Source organism: Phnomibacter sp. (assembly GCF_036803085.1).
GTDB lineage: Bacteria > Bacteroidota > Bacteroidia > Chitinophagales > Chitinophagaceae > Phnomibacter.
The window spans coordinates 627,712-651,059 of record NZ_DAIRUZ010000002.1; the positions used below are offsets into that span (position 1 = coordinate 627,712).

Annotated in this window: 21 protein-coding genes; 13 read left to right on the plus strand and 8 right to left on the minus strand. The window is 48.4% G+C overall.

What is annotated here, in order from left to right; all coding sequences use genetic code 11:
* Positions 1 to 21 precede the first annotated feature (21 nt).
* From rpsI to V7Q13_RS06440, 3 genes are all read right to left on the minus strand, one after another.
* Complete coding sequence (gene rpsI, locus V7Q13_RS06430) at positions 22 to 411, minus strand: 30S ribosomal protein S9 (RefSeq protein ID WP_333799856.1); 390 nt, start codon at positions 409 to 411, stop codon at positions 22 to 24.
* Positions 412 to 475: 64 nt separating this feature from the next.
* The gene (gene rplM / locus V7Q13_RS06435; protein ID WP_333799857.1) at positions 476 to 919 is read right to left on the minus strand and encodes a 50S ribosomal protein L13; all 444 of its coding nucleotides are present in this window, start codon (positions 917 to 919) and stop codon (positions 476 to 478) included.
* 260 nt (positions 920 to 1,179) lie between these two features.
* Positions 1,180 to 1,752 carry a pseudouridine synthase gene (locus V7Q13_RS06440; RefSeq protein ID WP_333799858.1) on the minus strand — a complete coding sequence of 191 codons (573 nt, stop codon included), beginning with the start codon at positions 1,750 to 1,752 and terminating at the stop codon, positions 1,180 to 1,182.
* A gap of 233 nt (positions 1,753 to 1,985) precedes the next feature.
* On the opposite strand from V7Q13_RS06440, the gene V7Q13_RS06445 reads away from it, so the two are divergent.
* From V7Q13_RS06445 to V7Q13_RS06460, 4 genes are all read left to right on the plus strand, one after another.
* Positions 1,986 to 2,756 carry an exodeoxyribonuclease III gene (locus V7Q13_RS06445; RefSeq protein ID WP_333799859.1) on the plus strand — a complete coding sequence of 257 codons (771 nt, stop codon included), beginning with the start codon at positions 1,986 to 1,988 and terminating at the stop codon, positions 2,754 to 2,756.
* A gap of 169 nt (positions 2,757 to 2,925) precedes the next feature.
* The gene (locus V7Q13_RS06450) at positions 2,926 to 3,231 is read left to right on the plus strand and encodes a DUF4286 family protein (RefSeq protein ID WP_333799860.1); all 306 of its coding nucleotides are present in this window, start codon (positions 2,926 to 2,928) and stop codon (positions 3,229 to 3,231) included.
* A gap of 280 nt (positions 3,232 to 3,511) precedes the next feature.
* Positions 3,512 to 3,781 (plus strand): HU family DNA-binding protein, encoded by a 270-nt coding sequence (locus tag V7Q13_RS06455; RefSeq protein WP_333799861.1) that lies wholly within the window; start codon positions 3,512 to 3,514, stop codon positions 3,779 to 3,781.
* Between the two features lie 102 nt (positions 3,782 to 3,883).
* Positions 3,884 to 4,006 (plus strand): 30S ribosomal protein THX, encoded by a 123-nt coding sequence (locus V7Q13_RS06460; protein ID WP_333799862.1) that lies wholly within the window; start codon positions 3,884 to 3,886, stop codon positions 4,004 to 4,006.
* Positions 4,007 to 4,099: 93 nt separating this feature from the next.
* On the opposite strand, the gene pyrH is transcribed toward V7Q13_RS06460, so the two are convergent.
* On the minus strand, positions 4,100 to 4,813 hold the full coding sequence (gene pyrH / locus V7Q13_RS06465; protein ID WP_333799863.1) for a UMP kinase: 714 nt from the start codon (positions 4,811 to 4,813) through the stop codon (positions 4,100 to 4,102).
* A 414-nt stretch (positions 4,814 to 5,227) separates the two neighbouring features.
* Positions 5,228 to 6,355 (minus strand): cyclic dehypoxanthinyl futalosine synthase, encoded by a 1,128-nt coding sequence (gene mqnC / locus V7Q13_RS06470; RefSeq protein WP_333799864.1) that lies wholly within the window; start codon positions 6,353 to 6,355, stop codon positions 5,228 to 5,230.
* 131 nt (positions 6,356 to 6,486) lie between these two features.
* Between mqnC and V7Q13_RS06475 the strand changes: the two genes are divergently transcribed.
* From V7Q13_RS06475 to V7Q13_RS06490, 4 genes are all read left to right on the plus strand, one after another.
* Positions 6,487 to 7,737 carry an aspartyl protease family protein gene (locus V7Q13_RS06475; protein ID WP_333799865.1) on the plus strand — a complete coding sequence of 417 codons (1,251 nt, stop codon included), beginning with the start codon at positions 6,487 to 6,489 and terminating at the stop codon, positions 7,735 to 7,737.
* Between the two features lie 117 nt (positions 7,738 to 7,854).
* The gene (locus V7Q13_RS06480) at positions 7,855 to 10,290 is read left to right on the plus strand and encodes an endonuclease (RefSeq protein ID WP_333799866.1); all 2,436 of its coding nucleotides are present in this window, start codon (positions 7,855 to 7,857) and stop codon (positions 10,288 to 10,290) included.
* An 87-nt stretch (positions 10,291 to 10,377) separates the two neighbouring features.
* Complete coding sequence (locus tag V7Q13_RS06485) at positions 10,378 to 11,619, plus strand: M16 family metallopeptidase (protein WP_333799867.1); 1,242 nt, start codon at positions 10,378 to 10,380, stop codon at positions 11,617 to 11,619.
* A gap of 177 nt (positions 11,620 to 11,796) precedes the next feature.
* Positions 11,797 to 12,297 carry an AAA family ATPase gene (locus V7Q13_RS06490; RefSeq protein WP_333799868.1) on the plus strand — a complete coding sequence of 167 codons (501 nt, stop codon included), beginning with the start codon at positions 11,797 to 11,799 and terminating at the stop codon, positions 12,295 to 12,297.
* 141 nt (positions 12,298 to 12,438) lie between these two features.
* On the opposite strand, the gene V7Q13_RS06495 is transcribed toward V7Q13_RS06490, so the two are convergent.
* Both V7Q13_RS06495 and V7Q13_RS06500 read right to left on the minus strand, forming a co-directional pair.
* Positions 12,439 to 12,696, minus strand: a complete 258-nt coding sequence (locus V7Q13_RS06495; protein ID WP_333799869.1) for a hypothetical protein — start codon at positions 12,694 to 12,696, stop codon at positions 12,439 to 12,441.
* Between the two features lie 144 nt (positions 12,697 to 12,840).
* Positions 12,841 to 13,488, minus strand: coding sequence for a glycoside hydrolase family 16 protein (locus V7Q13_RS06500; protein WP_333799870.1), 648 nt, complete (start codon positions 13,486 to 13,488; stop codon positions 12,841 to 12,843).
* A gap of 102 nt (positions 13,489 to 13,590) precedes the next feature.
* Between V7Q13_RS06500 and V7Q13_RS06505 the strand changes: the two genes are divergently transcribed.
* The 3 genes from V7Q13_RS06505 to V7Q13_RS06515 all read left to right on the plus strand — a co-directional run bounded on the left by V7Q13_RS06505 (position 13,591) and on the right by V7Q13_RS06515 (position 17,624).
* Positions 13,591 to 14,880 (plus strand): M16 family metallopeptidase, encoded by a 1,290-nt coding sequence (locus V7Q13_RS06505; protein ID WP_333799871.1) that lies wholly within the window; start codon positions 13,591 to 13,593, stop codon positions 14,878 to 14,880.
* Between the two features lie 132 nt (positions 14,881 to 15,012).
* Positions 15,013 to 17,007, plus strand: coding sequence for a tetratricopeptide repeat-containing sensor histidine kinase (locus tag V7Q13_RS06510; protein WP_333799872.1), 1,995 nt, complete (start codon positions 15,013 to 15,015; stop codon positions 17,005 to 17,007).
* Positions 17,007 to 17,624, plus strand: coding sequence for a response regulator transcription factor (locus V7Q13_RS06515; protein WP_333799873.1), 618 nt, complete (start codon positions 17,007 to 17,009; stop codon positions 17,622 to 17,624). Before V7Q13_RS06510 ends, V7Q13_RS06515 begins: the two co-directional genes overlap by 1 nt.
* 20 nt (positions 17,625 to 17,644) lie before the next feature.
* Here V7Q13_RS06515 and V7Q13_RS06520 read toward each other — a convergent pair whose 3' ends face one another.
* Complete coding sequence (locus tag V7Q13_RS06520; RefSeq protein WP_333799874.1) at positions 17,645 to 19,540, minus strand: tetratricopeptide repeat-containing sensor histidine kinase; 1,896 nt, start codon at positions 19,538 to 19,540, stop codon at positions 17,645 to 17,647.
* A 208-nt stretch (positions 19,541 to 19,748) separates the two neighbouring features.
* On the opposite strand from V7Q13_RS06520, the gene V7Q13_RS06525 reads away from it, so the two are divergent.
* On the plus strand, positions 19,749 to 21,122 hold the full coding sequence (locus V7Q13_RS06525) for a hypothetical protein (protein ID WP_333799875.1): 1,374 nt from the start codon (positions 19,749 to 19,751) through the stop codon (positions 21,120 to 21,122).
* A gap of 9 nt (positions 21,123 to 21,131) precedes the next feature.
* The gene (locus V7Q13_RS06530; RefSeq protein WP_333799876.1) at positions 21,132 to 23,348 is read left to right on the plus strand and encodes a tail fiber domain-containing protein; all 2,217 of its coding nucleotides are present in this window, start codon (positions 21,132 to 21,134) and stop codon (positions 23,346 to 23,348) included.

The window sequence follows — 23,348 nt, forward strand, 5'->3', positions numbered from 1 at the left end:
AACCAAAAACCAAAACCGGAATTAACGTTTAGAGAACTGGAAGCTCTTACGTGCTTTCTTCTTACCAGGTTTTTTACGTTCTACAGCACGTGGGTCGCGGGTAAGCAGGCCAGCGGCTTTCAGTGCAGGGCGGAACTCTGGGTTTACTTCAATGAGGGCACGGGCAATGCCGAGCTTGGTAGCTTCGGCCTGGCCTTTGATACCACCACCAGCAGCGTTTACTTTTACATCATACTTGTCGATGCCTTCAACGGTTTTCAATGGCAGTTCTACCTGATTTTGCAGGTATACCAACGGGAAATACACTTTGTAATCCTTGTCGTTTATAGTGATAGCACCGCTACCCTTGGTCAGAAATACGCGGGTTACCGCTTCTTTCCTACGACCCAATGCATTTGTTTGCTTTTCCATTTATTTGGAATTTGAGATTGTAATGTGGTAAAATCCTATCGCCCCTGTGGGCATTAGGGGGTTGTTAGAATTTCAGATCTTTTGGTTGCTGCGCAGTGTGCGGATGCTGCGTACCAGCATATACAAACAGCTTCTTCACCATTTTGCGACCCAGACGGTTTTTGGGGAGCATGCCTTTTACGGCACGTTCTACAATTACTTCAGGGCGACGCTTCAGCAAATCCTTAGCAGTTTCTTCTTTGAGACCACCGGGGTAACCGCTGAAATTCTGGTACATTTTGTCGTCAAACTTGTTGCCGGTAAATACAACCTTATCGGCGTTGATAACAATCACGTAGTCACCAGTGTCTACGTGTGGAGTGTATGAGGCCTTGTGCTTGCCACGCAATACAGCGGCAATACGGGCACACATACGTCCTACGGTTTGATTGGTACCGTCTACAACGAACCACTGACGCTGTACGGTAGCCGCATTCGCATGCTTTGTAGTAAAATGTAACTTACTCATTCTTGTTTTTTTAAGTTGGATAGTGTCGCCATCCCGTACACTACCCGGTTTTCAAATTGGGTGGCAAAGGTATCGGGATACACAACATACAGCCAAGATTTTACAAGTCTTTTTTGTAAGCACCTATTGCAACGTGTTGATTTTCAATAAAATTTTTTACTGCTTTTTTATCTCCATAGCTCAAAGTGGCCACTGGCAAGGCTTTTGAGCCTATGAAATGCCGAAAGGCTTATCCCTACAATGTTTGGTGTAATGGCTATTTACAACCTTATCGTATCCAACATGCGCATCTCCCCCGGCTGCAGGCCTTCAATAGTAAGCCTGCCCTGGCGCCAACGTACCAGCCGCAGGGTAGGAAAACCCACGGCAGCCGTCATGCGGCGTACCTGCCGGTTTTTACCTTCGGTAATAGTGAGGCTCAGCCAACTGGTGGGAATATTGGCCCGATAGCGGATGGGTGGATGCCGCTCTGGCAGGTTGGGTTCGGCAGGCAGCAGCCTTGCATGGGCCGGCAAGGTTTGGTGCGGTTTGCCATCAATAGAAATGAGCACTCCTTTTTCCAGCTGTTGCAAAGCTTCATCAGTTATCTGACCTTCTACCTGCACCCAGTATTCTTTTTCGGTTTTGGCATTGGGGTGCAGCAGTTGCTGGTTCAGGCGTTTGTCGTTGGTCAGTAGCAGCAGGCCTTCGCTATCATAATCGAGCCGGCCAACCGGGTACACATCTTGCTCCACAGAAAAAAAATCTTTCAGCGTTTGCTTGCCTTCTACGGGGCTAAACTGACTCATGACCTGAAAAGGCTTGTAGATGAGGTAATATTTTAGTTTGGGCATACGCTACATTTTTGAACCACGGAGACAAGGAGGCACAAAGGAACACTAAGGAATCAACAGTTGGCGGTTTGCAGTTTGCAAGGCCTGCCTTTTGTTTTTTGAAACACATTTGCGCATTGATTTCACTCATTGACTCATTGACGGTATTTCATTGGCATATTTGCACATCTGTTTTTCGCAGTTTATTTGTCCCATTTGCACATCAGCACAATTGCTCATTTTCACATTTATCTATGCGTATCATATCCTACAACGTCAACGGTATTCGGGCGGCAATAAAAAAAGGCTTTCTCGACTGGCTGCAAACCGACCCAGCCGATATCATTTGCCTGCAGGAAACTAAAGCAGTGAAAGAAGACATTGATCAAAGCACTTTTACCCAACTGGGCTACCACGACTATTGGTTTAGTGCCGAAAAGAAAGGATACAGCGGCGTGGCCATTCTCACTAAAAAGCCAGCCGACCAGGTACTGTATGGCAATGGCATTGCCCAGAGCGATGCAGAAGGCCGGGTTATAAGGGCCGACTTAGGCGATGTAACGGTGGTGAACGCCTATTTTCCCAGCGGCACCAGTGGCGATGAAAGGCAAGCTTACAAATATGTGTGGCTCGATGAGTTTTTGGGGCATATCAATGACCTGCGCCAAAGCCGGCCGCAACTGGTGATTACCGGCGATTACAACATTGCCCACCGCGAAATAGACATCCACGACCCGAAGGGCAACAAAAAGTCAAGCGGCTTTTTACCAGAAGAACGAGCCTGGATGGACAAATGGCTATCGCATGATTTGATTGACACTTACCGTCATTTGAACCCTGAGCAAACCGGTGCATATAGTTGGTGGAGCCAACGCTTTCCGAGTGTGCGGCTCAACAACAAAGGCTGGCGCATTGACTATATTTCTGTAACCGGCAATCTGGCGCCCCGCATCAAAGCCGCCGCTATTTACCCCGATGTAAAACACAGCGACCACTGCCCTGTGTATGTGGAGCTGGGTAAATGATCGGACGCGGATAAAATGCAATGGGACGCGGATTTACACGGATGAAGAGAGGATTAACACAGATATTTTGGGGATGCCTTCCTATCAACTATCATCCAGCATCTACCAACTATTTTAGCCCCCCTATAGGCACATTTTCAAATTAGCTCTTTAGCACATTTGTATTTCTATGCACATTTATAACGTCACCACCAAAGTAACCTGGGCCATACACCAAGACTGGCTGCAATGGATGCAACAGGTACATATACCCGAAGTAATGGCAACGGGCTGCTTTAACCGTTGGCAAATGGTACGACTATTGGAAACCGAGGACGAAGACGGCCCCACCTACGCCGTTCAGTACCACGCCGACAGCCGCCAGCAATACGATACTTACATAGAAGTACATGCGCCTGCACTGCGCCAAAGCAGCATGGAAAAATGGGGCAACCAGTTTATTTCCTTCCGCAGTTTGATGGAAGTAGTTGCCTGATTGTGGAAAAGAATCAGCAGGGCTTTTTTTCGTTTTTGTAAATGGCATAAGCCCTGAAACCTGCGCCAGTACTGCATTTCGTGAAACAAATCGCCAAAACCCTTGCTACACAAGCGTTTTGGCGATTTTTGCTTTTTTTTGCCTCTAATTTTCATGACCTCCAAAAACGGCGGAAACCCAATACTGGCAAGGGTTTGCGCAAAAAAAATGTTGATAACTCAGCACCTTGGCTGATGGTGGTACATTCTATATTTGTTGAAGACATTTAAAAACTCATTTTATGAACAAAGCTGATTTGATTGCCAAGATTGCTGAAGATGCAGGTATTGCCAAAACACAGGCTGGTGCCGCTCTTGATTCTTTTGTAGAAGCGATCACTAAAACATTGAAGAAAGGTGACAAAGTAACCCTGGTTGGTTTCGGTACTTTCTCAGTTTCTAAGCGTGCCGCCCGTACAGGTCGTAACCCACAAACTGGTGAAACCATCAAGATCAAGGCTAAAAAAGTTGCCCGCTTCAAGCCAGGCAAAGAGCTTTCTGAAAAGATCTAATTTTACGCTGACCTACAGCAAAAAGCAGGGTGTGCAAACGCCCTGCTTTTTTATTTGGGTTGTATCAGCCTATATTTGCCGCTCTAATAAAATCAATCAACTATGGGAAGAGGTGATAAAAAAACCAAGAAGGGTAAGATCTTCAAAGGCTCTTTTGGTAAGTCTCGCTTGGCTCGCCCTACGCAAAACAAGCGTAGCGCTGTTATCAAGAAGGAAGAAGCGTAATGATACATACGCCCCCGAAAAAATTAAAAGCAACAGTGTTTACTGTTGCTTTTTTATTGCGCCCGGTTGCCCGCAGCTGCTATCTGATGTAGCTTATTTACTTACCAAAGTGCCCACCTGTTCGCCCATCACCACTTTTTTCAGGTTGCCGGGGGTGTTCATGTCAAATACAATAATGGGCAGGTTGTTTTCCATACACAGGGTAAACGCCGTCATGTCCATCACTTTCAGGTTTTTGCTGATGCACTCCTGATAGCTGATTTGTTCGTATTTGGTAGCGGTTGGGTCTTTTTCAGGATCGGCAGTGTAAATGCCATCTACCCGGGTGCCTTTCAAAATCACTTCGGCTTTAATCTCAATGGCCCTGAGTGAACCCGCAGTATCCGTGGTGAAATAGGGGTTGCCGGTACCGGCACCGAAAATCACGACCCGGCCTTTTTCAAGGTGACGCATGGCCCGGCGACGGATGTATGGTTCTGCCACCGCTTCCATTTTGATGGCGCTTTGCAAACGGGTGTACACACCAGCTTTTTCCATAGCACTTTGGATAGCCATACCATTGATAACGGTAGCCAGCATGCCCATGTAATCTCCTTGTGCACGTTCGATGCCGGTATCGGCTTCGTTCATACCGCGGTAAATATTGCCGCCGCCAATTACAATAGCCACTTCCACACCTTCCGCCACTATAGATTTGATTTCGGCAGCGTATTGCGCCAGCACTTTAGGATCGAGGCCAAAAGCATTGTCGCCCATCAGCGACTCACCAGAAAGTTTGAGCAATACCCGTTTGAATTTAGCTGCCATGTGTTGGTAATTTTTACGTAGAAAGTGGCGCAAAGAACCTGAAAAAAAAGCGGACAGCAAAAAGGAAAAACCCGTCCTGCTGACAAAGGAAGCAGCTCATCAATAGGAGACGGGAAGTCAGAAAGTCCGGAGTCCGCTGACAGGAGTCCAGCGTCAACCGCCTACTCTCAGTCCTCGTTCCTTTTCCTACATCCGGTTGGTATCGCTACCAACCGCTAATTAACCGGACTGCCCATTTGATTTTGTGATGATTTGAATCAATCATAAGAACACAACGTCCTTTGCAAGAGACATTGCTAGCCAATAAATAGCCATCGATTCAAAAAAAATCTGCGCATTCGTGGCTACCAGTATTTGGCCACAGATGCACAGATTATTTATTAGATATTGAAAGCTACAAACAGAGCAGCAATATCAATACGTTATCACTTGCTCTTCGATGACTGCAGGTAGCTCCCGCCATTGGTACAGCTGGTTGCGCAGCTGTGGCTCAAAGCCTGCTTCGGCTATGGCTTCCTGAATGCTCTTGTACGTAAAACGGTGTGGCGCACCGGCTGCACTCACCACATTTTCTTCGAGCATAATGCTGCCAAAATCGTTGGCACCGGCATGCAGACTCATTTGTGCTACGGCCTTACCCACCGTGAGCCAGCTGGCTTGAATGTTGGTAATGTTCGGCAGGAAAATGCGGCTGATGGCAATCATGCGTACATACTCTTCGCTGGTGGTAAGGTTGTGTACACCACGTATGCGGGTAAGCAGGGTATCTACATCCTGGAAGGTCCATGGAATGAAGGCGGTGAAACCATAGCTGCCTTCCGGCTTACGGCTTTGTACTTCCCGCAATTTTTCCAAATGCTCAAAGCGTTCCCGCAGGGTTTCTACATGGCCAAACATCATGGTACCACTGGTAGCCAAGTTGAGCTTGTGGGCTTCGTGCATTACATCCAGCCATTCTTGCGCACCACATTTACCCTTGCTGATGAGGCGACGCACCCTGTCGACCAATATTTCGGCACCGGCACCGGGCAGGCTGTCCATACCCGCTTCCTGCAAGGCTTTCAGCACTTCGGCATGGGTACTTTTTTCCAGCTTGGTTATGTGTGCCACTTCGGGTGGCCCGAGGGCATGCAGGCGGATATCGGGAAACTCAGCCTTGATGGCACGAAACGTATCGACATAATACTTTAGGCCTAGCTCAGGATGATGACCGCCTTGCAGCAACAACTGATCGCCACCCCACTGAATGGTTTCCGCAATTTTTTTGCGGTAGGTATCCATGTCGGTGATGTAGGCTTCGGCATGGCCGGGTATGCGGTAGAAGTTGCAAAACTTACAGTTGGCAATGCACACGTTGGTGGTGTTTACATTGCGGTCTATTTGCCAGGTTACTTTGCCATGCGGCACTTTTTGGCGGCGCAGGGTATCGGCCACGGCCATGAGCTCTGCCAGCGGTGCATGCTCAAACAAAAACATGCCTTCTTCAATGGTCAAAAATTCAGACCGGAGGGCTTTGTCGTATAAAGTTGGTAAATGAAACATAAGTATGGTATAACAAAAAAGAGCTGCTGCTGTTGTATGCCATGCAGCGGAGGTGAGCAAAAGTAAGCCTTCGTGTATGAATGCAAATGATACAATAGCACTAATGCTATTTGCCTGTAAATTGTACCTGAATGATTGCTCAACTCTCTTTCTACGTAAAAATAGTTTCCATTTGCTGGTGGCTGTACCTGCTATTGTACCCGGTTTTGCCGGCCGCAGCACAAACCAAAGAAGCAACGGCAAAACTGCTAACCAGTTTCAGATTTGAGCAAATGACCGGTGGGATTATACTGCTGAAAGCTGCAATCGATAATCACCCCGACTCACTGAATTTTATACTTGACACGGGTAGCGGCGGCATATCACTGGATAGCATTACCTGCCAGCGGTTGGGTATACGCACCGAGCCCAGCAACCGTACCATCCGTGGAATAGCGGGTGTAAAACAGGTGGATTTTGCTTACAATCATACCCTGCACCTGCCGGGGCTGAATGTATCCGGAATGAACTTTCACATCAATGATTATGAACTGCTGACCAGCGTGTACGGGGTGAAAATTGACGGCATCATTGGTTACAGTTTGTTTTCGAGATACATCGTTTTGCTCAACTACGATAGCCACGAAATAGCCCTGTACACCCAGGGCAAAATACCGTACCCCGAAAGAGGCTTTTTTTTGACACCCACTATTGCCGGCCTGCCTATACAAGATGCCAGCGTAGCCGACCAGAGCAAAAGAACGGGACGTTTTTACCTGGACACAGGCGCTGGATTAAACCTGCTTTTTTCATCGGCCTATGTGCGGGATAGTGGACTTTTTGCCCAACATAAACAACGTTATGCTACCGTAGCCGAAGGCCTTGGCGGTAAAACATCGATGGAAATGACCGTGCTGAAAAAGTTTAAACTGGGGCCGTATGGGTTTAGAAATGTACCGGTGTACATGTTCGACGATGAATTTAATGTGACCGCTTACCCACAGCTGGGCGGCCTTATTGGCAATGATATTTTACGCCGGTTCAACGCCATTATTGATTATAGCACCAGTCGTTTTCACCTTACCCCCAACACCCATTTTTACGATGCCTTCGACTATTCTTATACAGGCTTGGGTATGTATCAGCAAGACGATCTGATAGTAATAAGCGATGTAATACCGGGCTCACCAGCCGATAAAGCAGGCATGCAGGTAGATGATGTGGTGGTGGCCATAGAAAATAATTTGAGCAACAACATTCAAACCTATAAGCAGCTCCTCATGCAGTCGGGCAAAAAAGTACGATTGGTGTTATCCAGAGACAATGAACTATTTGAGTGCACTTTATATATTGAATCCATCAGAAAAAAACTGACCGCAAAAGCCAGCCCCAAAAGCAAATAACCGGGGCAAAACAAATGCTATCGTTTATCAATTGACCGTTGTTTGCTGCTCGTTTACCTAAACTTAAGGCTGCTGCATTGGCGTTACTTGTACTTTTGCGCCAAATTTTTTGGATACATGAAAAGACTTTTACCCTTATTGCTCCTCTTGGTATCAGCCAGTGCATGGGCACAGGTAAGCATTACCAGCCTTGGTACCGCTTACACGCAAGATTTCAACACACTGGACAACAACGCTACTACCGCTTCGGCACTGGCACTGCCTACGGGCTGGTTGCTGCAAGAAACACAAGGCACCAGTGCCAGTGCACTCATGGACGGCAAGTATGGTGTAGACAATGGCGCTGCCAACAATGGTAACGTATGGAGCTATGGTACCACCGGCGCTACAGACCGTGCCCTTGGCAGCCTCCGCAGCAATAGCCTTCTGCCTTCGTTTGGTGTGTGGTTTACCAACAATACCGGCGGCGTTATTACCGCACTGGACATTACTTACCGTGGCGAAATGTGGCGGGTAGGTCTTTCGGCCCGTACTGCTGCCGACCGGCTCGATTTTCAATACAGTACAGATGCTACAAGCCTTACTACCGGTACATGGATTGATGTGAACAGTCTCGACTTTCAGTCACCCGTACTCAATGCAACACAAGGAGCCATTGATGGCAACGCTGCTGGTAATTTTACTACTGTAACTGCAACCATAACTGGCCTCAACATACCCAATGGCACATCTGTTTATTTACGTTGGACCGATGCCGATATTGCATCCAGCGATGATGCACTGGCCATTGACGATGTAAGTTTAACGCCTACTGGTACCGCCGGAGTATTTTGCAGCAACCCATCAGCTGCCCCAACCAACCTGGTGCTTACACCTGCCAATACCGCCATTGCCGGTTCATTTACAGGTAGTGCCAGTGCCGATGGTTATGTGGTATTTCGCAGCACCAGCAGCAGCCTTGGCTTTACACCTTTTGATGGCATACCATACACAGCAGGCCAAACCGTTGGTACAGGCGTGGTAGTGTACACCGGCACCAACACTTCATTTTCTGCTACCGGCCTTACTGCTGGTACGCAGTATTACTTCTTCGTATTTAGCCTCAATGGATTTGCCTGCAGCAATGGCCCCTTGTATTTTGGTACTTCGCTCAATGGTAGCGCCACCACCACCACCGGCAGCACCAACGACTGGCCGGAGGGCTACTACGATGGTGCCATCGGCCTGAGCTGTGCACCTTTAAAAACGGCGCTGAAAACCGCCATTACCACGGGTAATACACCAAAAACCTACGGCGATTTGTGGACGCAATACCTCATCAGCGATATTAAACCACGGGAAGTGGGAACAGGCTCAGCCAATGTAATTTGGGATATCTACAGCGATAACCCCACCGGAACTGACCCCTACAACTTTACACCCGGAACCGTAGCCAGCGGTGGTCAGCAAGACAATGGATCTGGCGGTGCCGCAGAAGGTGAACGCTACAACCGTGAACACACAGTTCCGGTCGACTGGTTTGATGGCAATACAAACAACTCTGGCCCTGCTACCGACTACCTGCACATTATGCCTACCGATAAATTGGTCAACAACCAGCGCAGCAGTTACATCTATGGTGAAGTAACCAACCCCACCTGGACCAGCCAGAACGGTAGCAAACTGGGGCCCAATTCATTTGCCGGCCTTACCGGTACGGCGTTTGAACCCATCAATGAATACAAGGGTGATGTAGCACGTGCCTTCCTGTATTTTGTAACCCGATATCAGGATAATATGACCAGCTACAGCGGTGGTGGTTTTGGCACGCAGGCATTTGACAACAGCGCTTTCCCAAGTGTTGATATCGACTACCTGCGCCTGATGATTAAATGGCACAATCAAGACCCCGTAAGCCAAAAAGAACGTGACCGCAACAATGCAGCATACACTTTTCAGCGCAACCGAAATCCGTACATCGACCGGCCGGAATATGTATCTCAGGTATGGAACAGTACTTGTGCCGGTTTGGGCGCATTGCCTGTAACCCTGGAATGGTTTAAAGGAGCTCTCAAAGGCACCAATGTACAATTGGAATGGCAGAACAGCAACGAAGCCAACTTTAGCCGCTACGAAATACAGCGTAGTGTAAATGGCACCGATTATCAAACCATTGCTACTGTAAATGGCCGCAACATTCGCAACTACAGCTACAGCGATGATGTAAGCAAGCTCGGTGGCCGCCGCCTGTACTACCGCCTCAATATGATTGATAAAGATGGCAGCAGCAAACTGAGCAGTGTGTTTAGCATTCACCTGCAGGCCAATGTTCGCTTCCAGGTGTACCCCAACCCTGCCAGCAGCAACATTACGGTAGAACTGGGCAGCAGCCTCTTCAGTGGTAGCCTCATTGTAACCGACATGACCGGCCGTAGCGTTTACAGCCGTCAGCTGAGCAACCAGCGTGGTCAGGTAGCAGTACCGGTACAGCAACTGCCTGCAGGCCGCTACCTGGTGCAGCTCAAAGCCGACAACGGCACCGTAAGCAGCCAGTCGTTCAACGTGGCCCGCTAATACAGCATTGCAAATAGATTTTTAAAAAGCCGGAGCAAATTGCTTCGGCTTTTTTATTGTGCCGCCATCACCGACATTTGCCCACTTATGATTCACTACGAAAAATTCATGTTGCCCAATGGGCTCACTGTTATAGTTCATCCGGATTTTAGCACCCCCATGGCTGTGGTTAATGTGATGTACGATGTAGGTGCCCGTGACGAAAACCCCAACCGTACCGGCTTTGCCCATTTGTTTGAGCACCTCATGTTTGGCGGCAGCATCAACATACCCGAATACGACGAGCCATTGCAAATGGCCGGCGGCGAAAACAATGCGTACACCACCAACGACCTTACCAACTATTATATACAACTACCGGTAGAAAATCTGGAAACCGCTTTCTGGCTCGAAAGCGACCGCATGCTCAGCCTGGCCTTCAGCCCCGATAGCTTAGAGGTGCAACGCAAAGTGGTTTGTGAAGAGTTTAAAGAGCACTACATTAATAAACCGTATGGCGATGTGTGGCACAAACTGCGGGAGTTATGCTATACACAACACCCCTATCGATGGATGACGATTGGCAAAGAATTGCGCCATGTAGAAGAAGCGCAACTCGACGACGTAAAAAACTTTTTCTTTAAACATTACACCCCTTCCAATGCCATACTGGTGGTAGCGGGGCCTGTACAAACAGCCAATGTAAAAGCGCTGGCAGAAAAATGGTTTGGCGATATTCCATCGGGTACAAAGTATGTACGCCAGCTACCCAAAGAACCAGCACAAACCGCTGCCCGCCGCATGGATGTAACGGCCAGTGTGCCGCTGGATGCTTTTTACAAAACCTGGCATGTATGCGGCCGGCAAGATGCTGCCTACCATGCCACCGACCTCATAACCGAAGTGTTGGGCAGTGGTGCCAGCAGCAGGCTGTACCAACATTTGGTAAAAGAGCAACGCCTTTTCAACAATATTGAATGCTACCATTTTGGCAGCATCGACCCGGGCATGCTGGTGATAGAAGGCAAGCTGGTAAAAGGCATTACCCCCGAAGCGGCAGAAGCTGCCGTGCAGGCCGAAATTGCGCAACTCTTACAACAAGGTGTAACCGAACAGGAATTACAAAAAGCAAAAAATAAAACCGAAAGCATCATCTCTTTTGAAGACATGAGCCTGATGAACAGGGCCAACAACCTGGCGTTTTATGAACTGCTGGGCGATGCTGCCGAAATGAATACGGAGCTGAATAAATACCAAAGCGTTACAGCCGCTCAATTCATGGAAACGGCAGCAACTATTTTTACTGAAGACAACAGCAACACCCTGTATTATCGCAGCAATATGAATTAACAACAGATGCTAAATAAAATTTAGTACTGCATTTTAAACGCTATCGTTATGTTTTGATGCCACAGAATATTCCTCGAATATGCTAAACACAACAGTCCGCACGTTTATGCGTTGATGTATGCGCCTTTTCAGCAACAATTAATTCAGAAATAGTTTGCTACCATTAAATTATCACACATGAAAAACATCCTCTTTCTCCCTTTGCTGTTGTTGATGCAATCTTTAAGTTTTGCCCAAGGCTCTGCGTTGAGTCCGCAACACCAAATCACCATATTGCAATATGCCGGCCCAAAAACCAATACACTGGTACCCGTGGCCATGCTCAATCAGGTAAATGATAACGCTACGGTAGCAGCCCGATGGCTGGCCGACCTGCGTGTTGAAAGCTTGATGCGCCTGAGTTTTAACCCGAAAGACAGCAGTTATATTGGTGATACCGTAACCGACCTGGAAAAAGCCTTCGCCAATGCCGCCGATCAAAAAGCCCTGCTGTTTATTGACGACTGCGACGCATTGTGGAGCAAAGCCGGACTCACCAATGAAGAAAAATCCATAATAGAACGCTTTTACCAACTGGCCAAAAAACACAAGCATGCCGTGCTCATACGCTGTGTGTACGAGCCCACCTATTTTGCCATGGCCAAAGCAGGGTTTGGTATTGTGGCGTTGGATTTGTGAAGCAATGAATGCTGGCTGACAGTTACTGACCGCATGCCTGCAGCAAATAGGATGTGCTCACTGATTATTGCTGATAATGGATTGAAAACAAAAAAGCGGATACCTATTACGACATCCGCTTGCTTATAAATTGTTGCTTGTTTATTTATCTGCCAGCATCCTGCCTCTGTAGTAAACTACCCTTACCACGGTACCAATGATAAATGCCAGCAAAATGGTAAGGCGCTGCCACAGGCTAAACTTTTCGGTAAGAGGTGCAAAGTAAAAGGCGCACAAAACTGATACTAAAATATAGAGTGTAGCAAAAATGCACCAACCCTGCTTAGGGCTAAGCTTATAAATGACCTTCTGCAGCAAGAAGAACAGAATGCCACCGGCGATGATGTAAGGAATGAGCATGCGTTGAAGATAACGAATTCATGAGTTATCGTGAAGATGAGGCTGTTTGTTCAATTGATTCATGATGAAGAAAGTCCTCAATTACACCACTCACTATTCAATAGAAATTTGTTTTGTTTCTGAAGAATAAATAGAAGAAGCCTTTCATTGCTCCCATCCATACACCCGCACATAATCTATCAGCAGGCTGGCTGGAAATGCTTGCGGATTGACGCCGTTTTTGCCACCCCAGTTGCCACCCACGGCCACATTCAGCAGCCAGTGAAAGCGCTGGTCAAAAGGCCATTCATCGGGGCTTTTGTGCTCATTGCGAAAACTGAATAACAACTGATTGTCGATGTAGCCCTCAATCAATTCGGGTGTCCAGTCTACCCGATACACATGGTAGCCATCCATGGCGCCGGGCACTTGCCGGAAAGCTGTTTTTTGGGTGCCGGCAATGTGGTTATACGCTTGGGTATGTACGCTGATGTGCACTTTCTCGGGGTCGTAGCCCACATGTTCCATAATATCTATTTCGCCACTGCGTGGCCAGTTGCCATAGCGCCAGTCTGTGGGCAACATCCATATGGCGGGCCATGTACCCAAGCCGGCAGGCAGTTTGGCCCGGGCCTCAAAGCGACCGTACAAAAAATCGCCCCTGCCCTTGCTCACCAATCGGGCACTGGTATAGCTCATGCCTTTGTAGTTGAATTCATCGGCCCAAACGGGCTTGGCCGTGAAGCGGGCCTTTGTTTGCGCAACAGCAGCAGTGGCTACCAACAGCAGCAGGGCAAGTGTACATTTTTTCATACTTCAGCAATTGACATGAATGGAAGATAAGGGTAAGCGAAATAACCATAGCGGCCGCTACGAACGCCTACATTTGCAGTCGTTTTACAAAAGAAGACACCTATGCCGGATCGCCATACTGCCCCCCTCATTAAAAATGCCGTTGATTTTTCGTTTCAACTGAAACCTGTAAACATTTGGACCCTCAACAACGGGGTGCAGGTATATGCCCTGCATGCCGGCGAAGAAGCCGTGGTACAACTGGAGTGGGTGTTCATGGCAGGCAACAGCCACGAGCCTGCTAACATGGTGGCCAGTGCTACCAACTTTTTGCTGAAAAATGGCACCAGCCGCCGCAGTGCTTTCGACATTAACGAGCACTTCGATTTTTATGGCAGCTACCTCAACCGCAACTGCTACAACGAAACCAGCAACATTACCCTCCACAGTCTCAGCAAACACCTGAGCCACCTGCTGCCCGTAGTGCGGGAAATTTTGACCGATGCCATTTTTCCGCAGGAGGAGCTCGATATTTTCGTCACCAACAGCAAGCAGCGCCTGCAGGTAAACCTGCAGAAATGCGATTTTGTAGCCAACCGCGAAATTGATGTGCATTTGTACGGTGCCAATCATCCTTACGGCAAATACAGTTCTGCCGAAGCATTGGATGCACTGCAACGCAACGACTTGCTATCCTTTTACCAACAGCACTACCAGCAGGGGCATTGTGTGTTATTTGTGGCTGGCCAGCTGCCCGAAGATTTATTCGATCAACTCAATGCGCAGTTTGGCGACCTGCCACTGAAGCCTGCAGTGTTTACCAAAGCCTCTCCGCTGGCAGTGCCGCAACAGGTGAATGGAGAGCGGCACATCCGCATCAGCAACGATGCCAACGGCGTACAGGGTGCCATTCGCATGGCCCGCAATTTTCCCAACCGTCACCACCCCGATTTTCAAGGAGTGAGTGTGCTCAATATCTTGTTTGGCGGTTTTTTTGGCAGTCGCCTCATGAGCAATATCCGCGAAGAAAAAGGCTACACGTATGGCATACACAGCTACCTGCAAAACCATGTGGAGCAAAGTGCCTGGATGATTAGCACCGAAGCCGGCCGCGACGTATGCGAAGCCACCATAGCCGAAGTGTACAAGGAAATGGAGCTGCTGCGCAACGAGCCGGTAGATGAGGAAGAACTCCTGCTGGTACGCAACTACATGCTCGGTTCTATACTCGGCGATCTGGATGGCCCCTTTCACATCATTGGCCGCTGGAAAAGCTATGTGCTGCACGGGGTAGACGATCAATATTTCTACAACGCCATTCACAATATCAAAACCATATCGGCCGGCCAATTGCAGGAGCTGGCCAACCGCTACCTGCAACCTGAACTATTTTACGAAATGGTAGTGGTGTAATGTAAAATCCTGAAAAACAGGGATGGCAGCATGCGGCAAGGATTGCTTACTTGCCGGGGTGAAGTTGTTGTGTAGTGTTGAAATAAACAGTACACTTGAGGGAAACTACCCCTTCACCTGATCTACTTTTTCATGCGCCAAACCACGTACCATTTTTTACGGGCAGCCTTGCTGCTACTTGTGCTGCACTTGCTGCTGCCCCTGCCTGCGGCCGTGGCACAAACTGCTGCACTCGACAGCATTTACAAACTGGCACAACAAGCACCCAACGATTCTGCACGGCTCATGTATTTGCGCCGCTATGGGCTGGCACTTGCCCGCAACAATTTTGACAAGGGTATGAAGGTGCTGGAAGATGGCGCCAACGAATCTTTTGCCAAGGGCTACAATCTGTTGGCAGTGGATTATTACCTCAACAAAGGCATTGCTCTTTACGGAAAAGGCGACTATATACAAAGCATAGCCAGCGACGAAAGGACTGAAAAAATGTACCTGCAGCTGCCCGATAATGACCGCCGCACCTGGGGTTTGGCGGCTGTGCTCAATAATTTAGGTACAGCCTACAGTCTGATCAACGAACTGGAAACAGCACAGCAATATTACCTGCGCAGCATTGAGCAATTCGAAAAACTGAAAGACTCTACTTCGCTGTTAATAGCACATTTTAATGTGGCCTTCATCTACATTGATATGCAACAATGGGAGCAGGCCAATTTTTATTTGCAGCGCAGCATCGACCATTTATCCAGTAAACTTTTTTACGACGAAGCAGTGCACAGCATTGCCCGTAAAGCCGCCATTTGCTTCCGCCTCAATAAAATGCAGGAAGGCCTGCAACTGCTGCGCAAAGCCGATAGTTTGTTGCCCAAAGCGAGTTATGAACTGTCAGCTATTTATGTACACAATGCACGGGGCGATTACTATGCGGCCAAGGGCGATTGGCAGCAAGCACTGCAACAGCACCGCATGGCTTACCCGCTGAGTTTGCAGTACAACGATCCGTATTACATAGCCGATGAAGCATGGGAAATGGGCCGTGCATTTTTGCAACTGCAGCAGCACGACTCAGCCGAAGCATACCTCAACAAAGCCCTGCAGGTAGCCCGCCAATACAACTACCTGCCTAAGGTGAAATTTATTTTGAAAGACATGGCGGCTTACTATGCTGGTATTGGCGATTATAAAATGGCCTGGCAGCAAGCCAGTGCCCTCAACAATTTTACCGACAGTCTGGTAGCACGGCAAAACCACAACCGCATTTTGCTGAATGATGCCCGTTATCAAAGCCGGCAAAAAGAAACCCGCATTTCTACGCTTGAAAAAGAAAATGTAGCTAAGAGTATCACGCTTCAAAAACGCAGTCTTATCATGTATGTATTGTTGGCAGCATTGGTTGTGGTGTTGCTCATTGTTGCTTTGTATTACCGCACCTACCGGCAAAAGCAACAGCTGCAGCAGCAACGTATTGATCAGCTGGAAACAGAAAAACAACTGATGGCTGCAGAAGCCATTTTAAAAGGAGAAGAGCAAGAACGCAGCCGCCTGGCCAAAGACCTGCACGATGGACTGGGCGGTATGCTGAGTGGTGTAAAATTTTCATTTCAACATATGCGAGAAAATCTGGTGATGACGCCCGACAATCAGGCGGCTTTCGAACGGGGCATTGATATGCTCGACAGCTCCATTAAAGAGTTGCGCCGCGTAGCACACAACATGATGCCCGAAAGCCTTGTAAAGTTTGGGCTCGATGCTGCACTCAAAGATTTTTGCCACAGCGTAAGCGAAAGTGGTGCCATACAACTGAGCTACCAATCGTTTCAGTTAAACAACTTATCGTTAGATCAACAGATGGCCATTGGCATTTACCGGGTGGTGCAAGAGCTCATCAACAATGTGCTGAAACATGCTGCTGCTAAAAATGCGTTGGTACAAATCAACTATCAGGATGGGCACATGACCATTACCGTAGAAGATGATGGCAAAGGCTTTGACACGGCCACTTTGTACAACAGCGGCGGTATGGGCTGGAGCAATATTCAAAGCCGTATCAACTATCTTCAGGGTAAGATAGATGTACAATCAACGCCCGATAAAGGCACTTCTGTATTCATTGAATTTGATGTGTAATGGCCACCACCGTTTTTATAGTCGACGATCACTACATGGTTGTAGAAGGTATCCGTTCTTTACTGCAAGCCGAGCAGGGCATTGAGTGGATGGGGCATGCTTCCAACGCCAACTCTTGTCTCGCTTTTTTACAAAGCCGTCAGCCCGATGTCATCCTCATGGATATTAACCTGCCTGATATATCGGGCATAGAGTTGTGCAAAGAAGTGAAGCAAAAGTATCCGCATGTATTCATCCTTGGGCTCAGCACTTTCAATCAGCTGAGTTTTATAGAAAAAATGATGGACAACGGTGCCAGTGGCTACCTGCTGAAAAATGCCGGCAGCGATGAAATAGTGGCCGCCATCAACGAAGTAATGCATGGCCGTAAATACCTGAGTGCCGAAGCTGCAGGTGTAGTAAAACATGCCGCAAAAACGGGCAACACCCTGCTTACCCGCCGCGAAAAAGAAGTGCTCCAGCTCATTGCCGAAGGCCTCACCAATCAGGAAATAGCCGACCGTTTGTTTGTAAGCGTATCTACAGTAGATACCCACCGCAAAAACCTGCTGCAAAAACTGGCTGCTAAAAACACCGCTGCATTGGTAAAAATTGCCATGGATCAGCAGCTGTTGTAGTTCAAGGTTACTCCCATTGCTTACCCCTGCACCGGCCACTCAATATGCACCGACGTACCAGCTTCGGGTGTTGATTGCACATCTATCTGGCCTTTTAAAAAATGAACCCGGCTGCGGATATTGTTCCAGCCCATGCCTGCGGCATCTTCGTTTTGTTGCTGCTGCATACCACGACCGTTATCTTCTACTGTAATGGATAGCACATTATCGTGGCGGGTTACTTGTATCAATGCTTCTGTGGCATGTGCATGCTTCAAAATATTGTTCACCAATTCCTGTACGATACGGTACACACTTATGGCTTCACCCTTGGGTAGTTTCTCTACTTCCAGCAAGTGGCAGGAGATGCTGAGCTGGCTGCTTTGCTGCATATCATGACAAAAATCGGTGAGGGCTTTGCTGAGGCCGAATTTCAGCAAACTCTCTGGCATCATGTTATGGGCCACACGGCGCATTTCATTGATAGATTGGTCAAGCATCACAATGCTTTTTTCGAAAGCAGCCTGGCCTTCATCATTCAGCAACACATTGCCCTTGGTATGCTGCAATGAAAACTTGATGCCGCTGAGCATGCCGCCCAATCCATCGTGCAAATCTTTCGCCAGCCGGCTGCGTTCCTGTTCTTCGCCCTGCATAATGGCCTCAGCTGCTACCAGCTGTTTTTCTTGCTGCAACCGGTCTATTTCCTGCGCCTGTAGTTTTTGCTTTTGCTGCCAGGTACGCCATATCAGCAGCAAGCTGGCCAACAGTAATATCGCCAATGCACCCAATGCATAATTCAGATTGCTTTTTTGCCGCAGGCTGGCTTGCTGCTGAGCCAACCGGTCTTCTTTTTGCTGCACCAGATAAATGGTTTCCAGTTCTGCTACATCACGTTGCAACCGTTGGTTGCTGATGCTGTCTGCCAGCATGGATGCCTGCTTGGTGAGAGATGCCGCCGTGGCTACATTGTGTAAGGCAAAATGAATATTGGCCAGTGTGTTCAGACATTTCTGTTTTTCTGATAACACATGCAATGAATCAGCAATTTGCAAGGCCCGTTGTGCATACCTGAGTGCAGTGGCATAATCGTTTTCGTACAAATGCGCAATGGCCATACCCCGCAAGGCAATGCCTGTGTTTTCAATATTCTCCATGGCAGTGCTAATGGCCAGGGCTCTTGCATACATGGGTTTGAGTTGCTGAAATTTTTGTTGATTGAAATACAAATCACCCATATTCAGCATCAGTATGTTTTCTGAATAATCGTTTTTCAGCAAACGGCAAATGGCCAATGATTCGTTGTATACTTTTTCTGCGCTATCCAGTTGGTTGAGCTCGGCATAACTCATACCCAAATTGGCCAGTGCACTCATCAGCAACAGGCTGTCGTTTTGTGCCCTCGACAATGACACGGCTATGCGGCCATGTTCTTTGGCCTTGTCAAACTGGTCGAGGTTTTCATATAAGGATTGTAAAATATCGTGCCCCCTTGCTTCTATTGAAGCATTGCCGTGGCGTTCAAATATGCGTTGCCCCTCTAAATAATACTGTACCGCAAGGCGCAGCTTCTCACACAATCGGGCCGAAGTACCTGCATTGAAAAAAGCCTTGCCCATCATCAAAGAATCGTTGATGGTATCCGACAGGCGGATGGCTTGCTGATTGAGCAGCAACGACGAATCGTACTTGCTCACTAAATTTAAAATGTAGGTGTAGTTATTGATGTATTTGATGACACCACGAGTGTATCCAAGTTGGTGGCTGAGCTCACCGGCCAGGCGGTAATAGTGTGCTGCAGTTTCCAATTGAGTGCCTTCATACTGCTGCCCTATGTTGATGTACAAATCCACCTTGCTGCTGTCGGCTTTTGTAGCAGGCAACAACCGCAACAAACTATCGAGGTTCATGAGGGTTTGGCCATGAACAGCTGACACAAGCAAGCTCATGCAGCCCGCAATCATCCATCGGAAAAAATACTTTGATTTCATGAGCGTCAAATAAAATGATGCCGGCGGGCAACGCACAAATCTACCCGTTCACAGCCCCCGTAATTTCCTGTTTTTAGGGGAAATGACACAGTGATTGCACCGCTATTTTCACCCCAGCGTACGCCATGCACAACCCTTGGCGCTACCAAAGCGTATGCAACATCTTTTTTTACTCCTTTTGGCTGCTGTATGCTACTGCTGCCCTACACAAAGTTTTGCGCAAAAAAACCTGCAACCGGCCAGCAGCAGTACTGTTGCCGGCATTTCATTGCCTGCTAATACTAAGTCGGATAAACGGCTCCTCATTCGGGTAGCCGCCAAAACCACCATGGATTTGGAAGCAGCTGATAGCAACTGGATACTGTCCGATAACTACGAAGTATTTCAGTTGCCGGTGGGTAGCAACAACGATATCTCCGACAGTATCATCACAGCATTGGAACATAACGGATGGCAATTGCTGATAAACGAACGCAACAACAAATGGGGCCTGGCCAGCAAAGGCAGCCGCCGCCTCATGATTTATTTTGAAACAGCTAAAAAAGAAAGCTGGCTCTACATTGCCGAAATAGCAAAGGGGCAAGCCGCTAAACCCGCTGCGCCGACTTCACCCACTAAGCCGCAGCCCGTGCAGCCTGCCCATCCGGTGCAACCCGTGCAGCTTGCTGCACCAGCCAATGCGGGCATGTACCAGTTTCATACCACCAACTTTGATGATGGCTGGACGGCCACCGTCCAAGCTGATTGGGTGGAAGTGAGCAAAGGCAACATCAAAGTGTTGCTGCATTTCAGCAATGCCGCCATCGACATGAGCAGCATGCAAACACCTACCATCAACGCCAACGCCTGGAACACTTTAGTGGCTCCCCGCTATAAAGACAAACAAAACTTTTATGCCTTCAACGGCAACATGAGCTACTTGCGTTCGTCCGGCATTAGTGCCACCTTAACTGATGTTAAAGGCATAAAGTACTTTGTAGTTTTGTTCAGAAGAGGTGGCGGACCATTCCTCGAATTCATCACCCCCGACCCGGCCACATTTGAAAAAGAATTTGGTGTCAGCTTTGTGGCCAGCAACGACCAAATGCTTATCAACAGCTACGATGATTTGTGGTTGAAAATGGACAACATGCAACGCTGCAACAAATTTGCCGTAGCCCCTGCCGACCTTATAGGAAACTGGAGCGAAAGCAGTGGCTCTTATGCGCAGATGTACAATGTAAATACCGGCAACTATGCAGGCATGAACGCTGTAAGCAACAGTGCAGAGTTTTGGATAGCAGCCGATGGCAGCTACCGCAGCCAGCACAGCGGCGCCAGTGGCATGGTGGGCAGCCAAACTTTCTTTACGCAGAAATACAACGGCCGCTACACTATGAATGGCAATTGGGAAGTGAGTTTTACCAACCGATACAATGGCAAAACAGACACGTATTGGTGCCAGTTTGAAATCATACGTGGTGGCCGCATTTTACATTTACAAGACAAGACAGCCAGCGGCCTGCAATACCACCTCACTAGAAAATAAAAGCAACTCATGGTACAATCCATTCCTTTTTGCCAGCATATCCCACGCTGTGTACTCATCACGTTTTTTGTATTGATGATACAATTAGCTCAAGCACAAAATGTAGGCATTGGTACCAGCAACCCTGCAGCCAGATTGCATGTAGCCGATAGCAATGTGCTCTTCACCGGACCAAACAACGTAGTCAACACTACATCTGCCAATCCACCGGTTCAAGGCCCCGGTGCAAGGCTAATGTGGTATCCGCAAAAAGCCGCTTTTCGGGCAGGCCTTGCCTTTGGTTTGCAATGGGATAAAGACAGCATGGGCATTATGTCTATCGGTTTGGGCAATAGCACCAAAGCCATGGGTGAATCCTCTTTTGCAAGCGGCGCAGGCACAACCGCCTACGGCGATCGGGCTACTGCCATGGGCGATTTTTCGACCGCATCGGGCTTCGCATCTTTTGCAGCAGGCTCTGGCAACAGGGCTGCCGGTAGAAATGCCATTGCCATGGGGTTTGGCAATATTGCTTCAACCGATTACAGTGTTGCCCTCGGCACTTCAAACACTGCCAGCGGTTTTGCTGCTGTTGCATTTGGTCAATCGGCCAAAGCCACATCCAATACCTCTATTGCCATGGGCATTAGTGCCAATGCTGCTGGTTTTTCTTGTGTGGCCTTGGGGCAAAATACCGAAGCGCTGGCCCAGGGTGCCATGGCCATGGGCACCGAGGCAAAAGCTACCGGTGTGTACAGCTATGCAATGGGCTACCGTGCACAGGCCTCTAACGACATGGCTGTGGCCATTGGTAACGAAACAAGGGCCCGCTCTTACGGCAGTATTGCATTTGGCAGCCTTAACGATACCAGCGATGTCATTATACCAGGAAATAGCCTACCCACCGACAGGTTGTTTCAGATTGGCAATGGCACAGTAGCCGGTCGCAGCAATGCCATGACGGTGTTGCGCAATGGCAATACGGGCTTGGGTATTCTGCAGCCCCTGGCCAGATTTCATGTCGACAATGGTGCCGTTTTATTTACCGGTCCTAACCCGACTCCCGGCTATCAAGACACGCCCATTCCGCCACCCACAAGCGGCGCAGGCAGTCGACTCATGTGGTATCCAGAAAAAGCAGCTTTCAGGGCAGGATTTGTAAATGGCTCATTATGGGATAAAGACAATATTGGTAAATACTCCATAGGGCTCGGCATCGACACAAAAGCCAGTGGGTATGGTGCAGTAGCCATGGGTAATAGCACTATCGCCAGTGGCGATTTTTCGAGTGTGTTGGGTGATGGCAATGTGGCATCTGCATACGCTTCACTTGCTACGGGCTTATCCAGTTATGCTACAGGAGTTGTTGCTACCAGTATGGGCTATGATGTTCAAGCCAGTGGAATAGCCGCTGCAGCATTAGGCGAAGGCACAAGAGCCAAAAGCTACGCCGGTTTTGTAGCTGGTACATACAACGATATTACAGATGCACCGGTTGGTACCAAGGCCGTGGCAACAGACCGGATTTTCCAGGTGGGCAATGGAGCTTCAGCTGCCGCCCGAAACAATGCCATCACCGTTTTGCGCAACGGCAATACGGGTATCGGCAGCAGCAATCCGCAACAACGGCTCGAAGTAGTGGCAGGCCCCAGTGCCAACCCCACCAAAATAGTGATTGGCAACCGCGGCGGCTTTGGCCCCGCAGCTCTCGAGTTTGTAAGTGATTACGGCCTGGCCAGCCAATGGCGCCCAGGCATCATTCAAAGCGGCGACAACGGCAGCTTTACCGGCAAGCTGGAGTTTTATACCAATGGCACCGGCTCAGGCAATTTGTATGGTGCGGTAAAAGGCATGGAAATACGCAATGGCGCCGTACTCACCGCCACCGGCAGCGTGGGCAGCTTTAGCGATGAACGCTTAAAAGAAAACATTGTGCCCTTTACCGATGGGCTCAATGTCATTAATCAAATCCATCCCGTACAGTTCGATTACAAAGCCAATGCACCCTTTGCCAGTACCCAAACTCAAATCGGCATCATTGCACAAGAGTTGGAAAAAATTGCCCCTTACATGGTACGCCAAACCACTGAAGGCACCGTGCAGGACATGCGTTGGGTAGATCATCAGGCCTACATTTTTCTGCTCATAAATGCCATTAAAGAACAACAACAGCAATTGCAGGAAGCCAATAAAAAAATTGCTGATATACAAATGATGCTTCAATCTCTGACCGCACCAAAACATTAA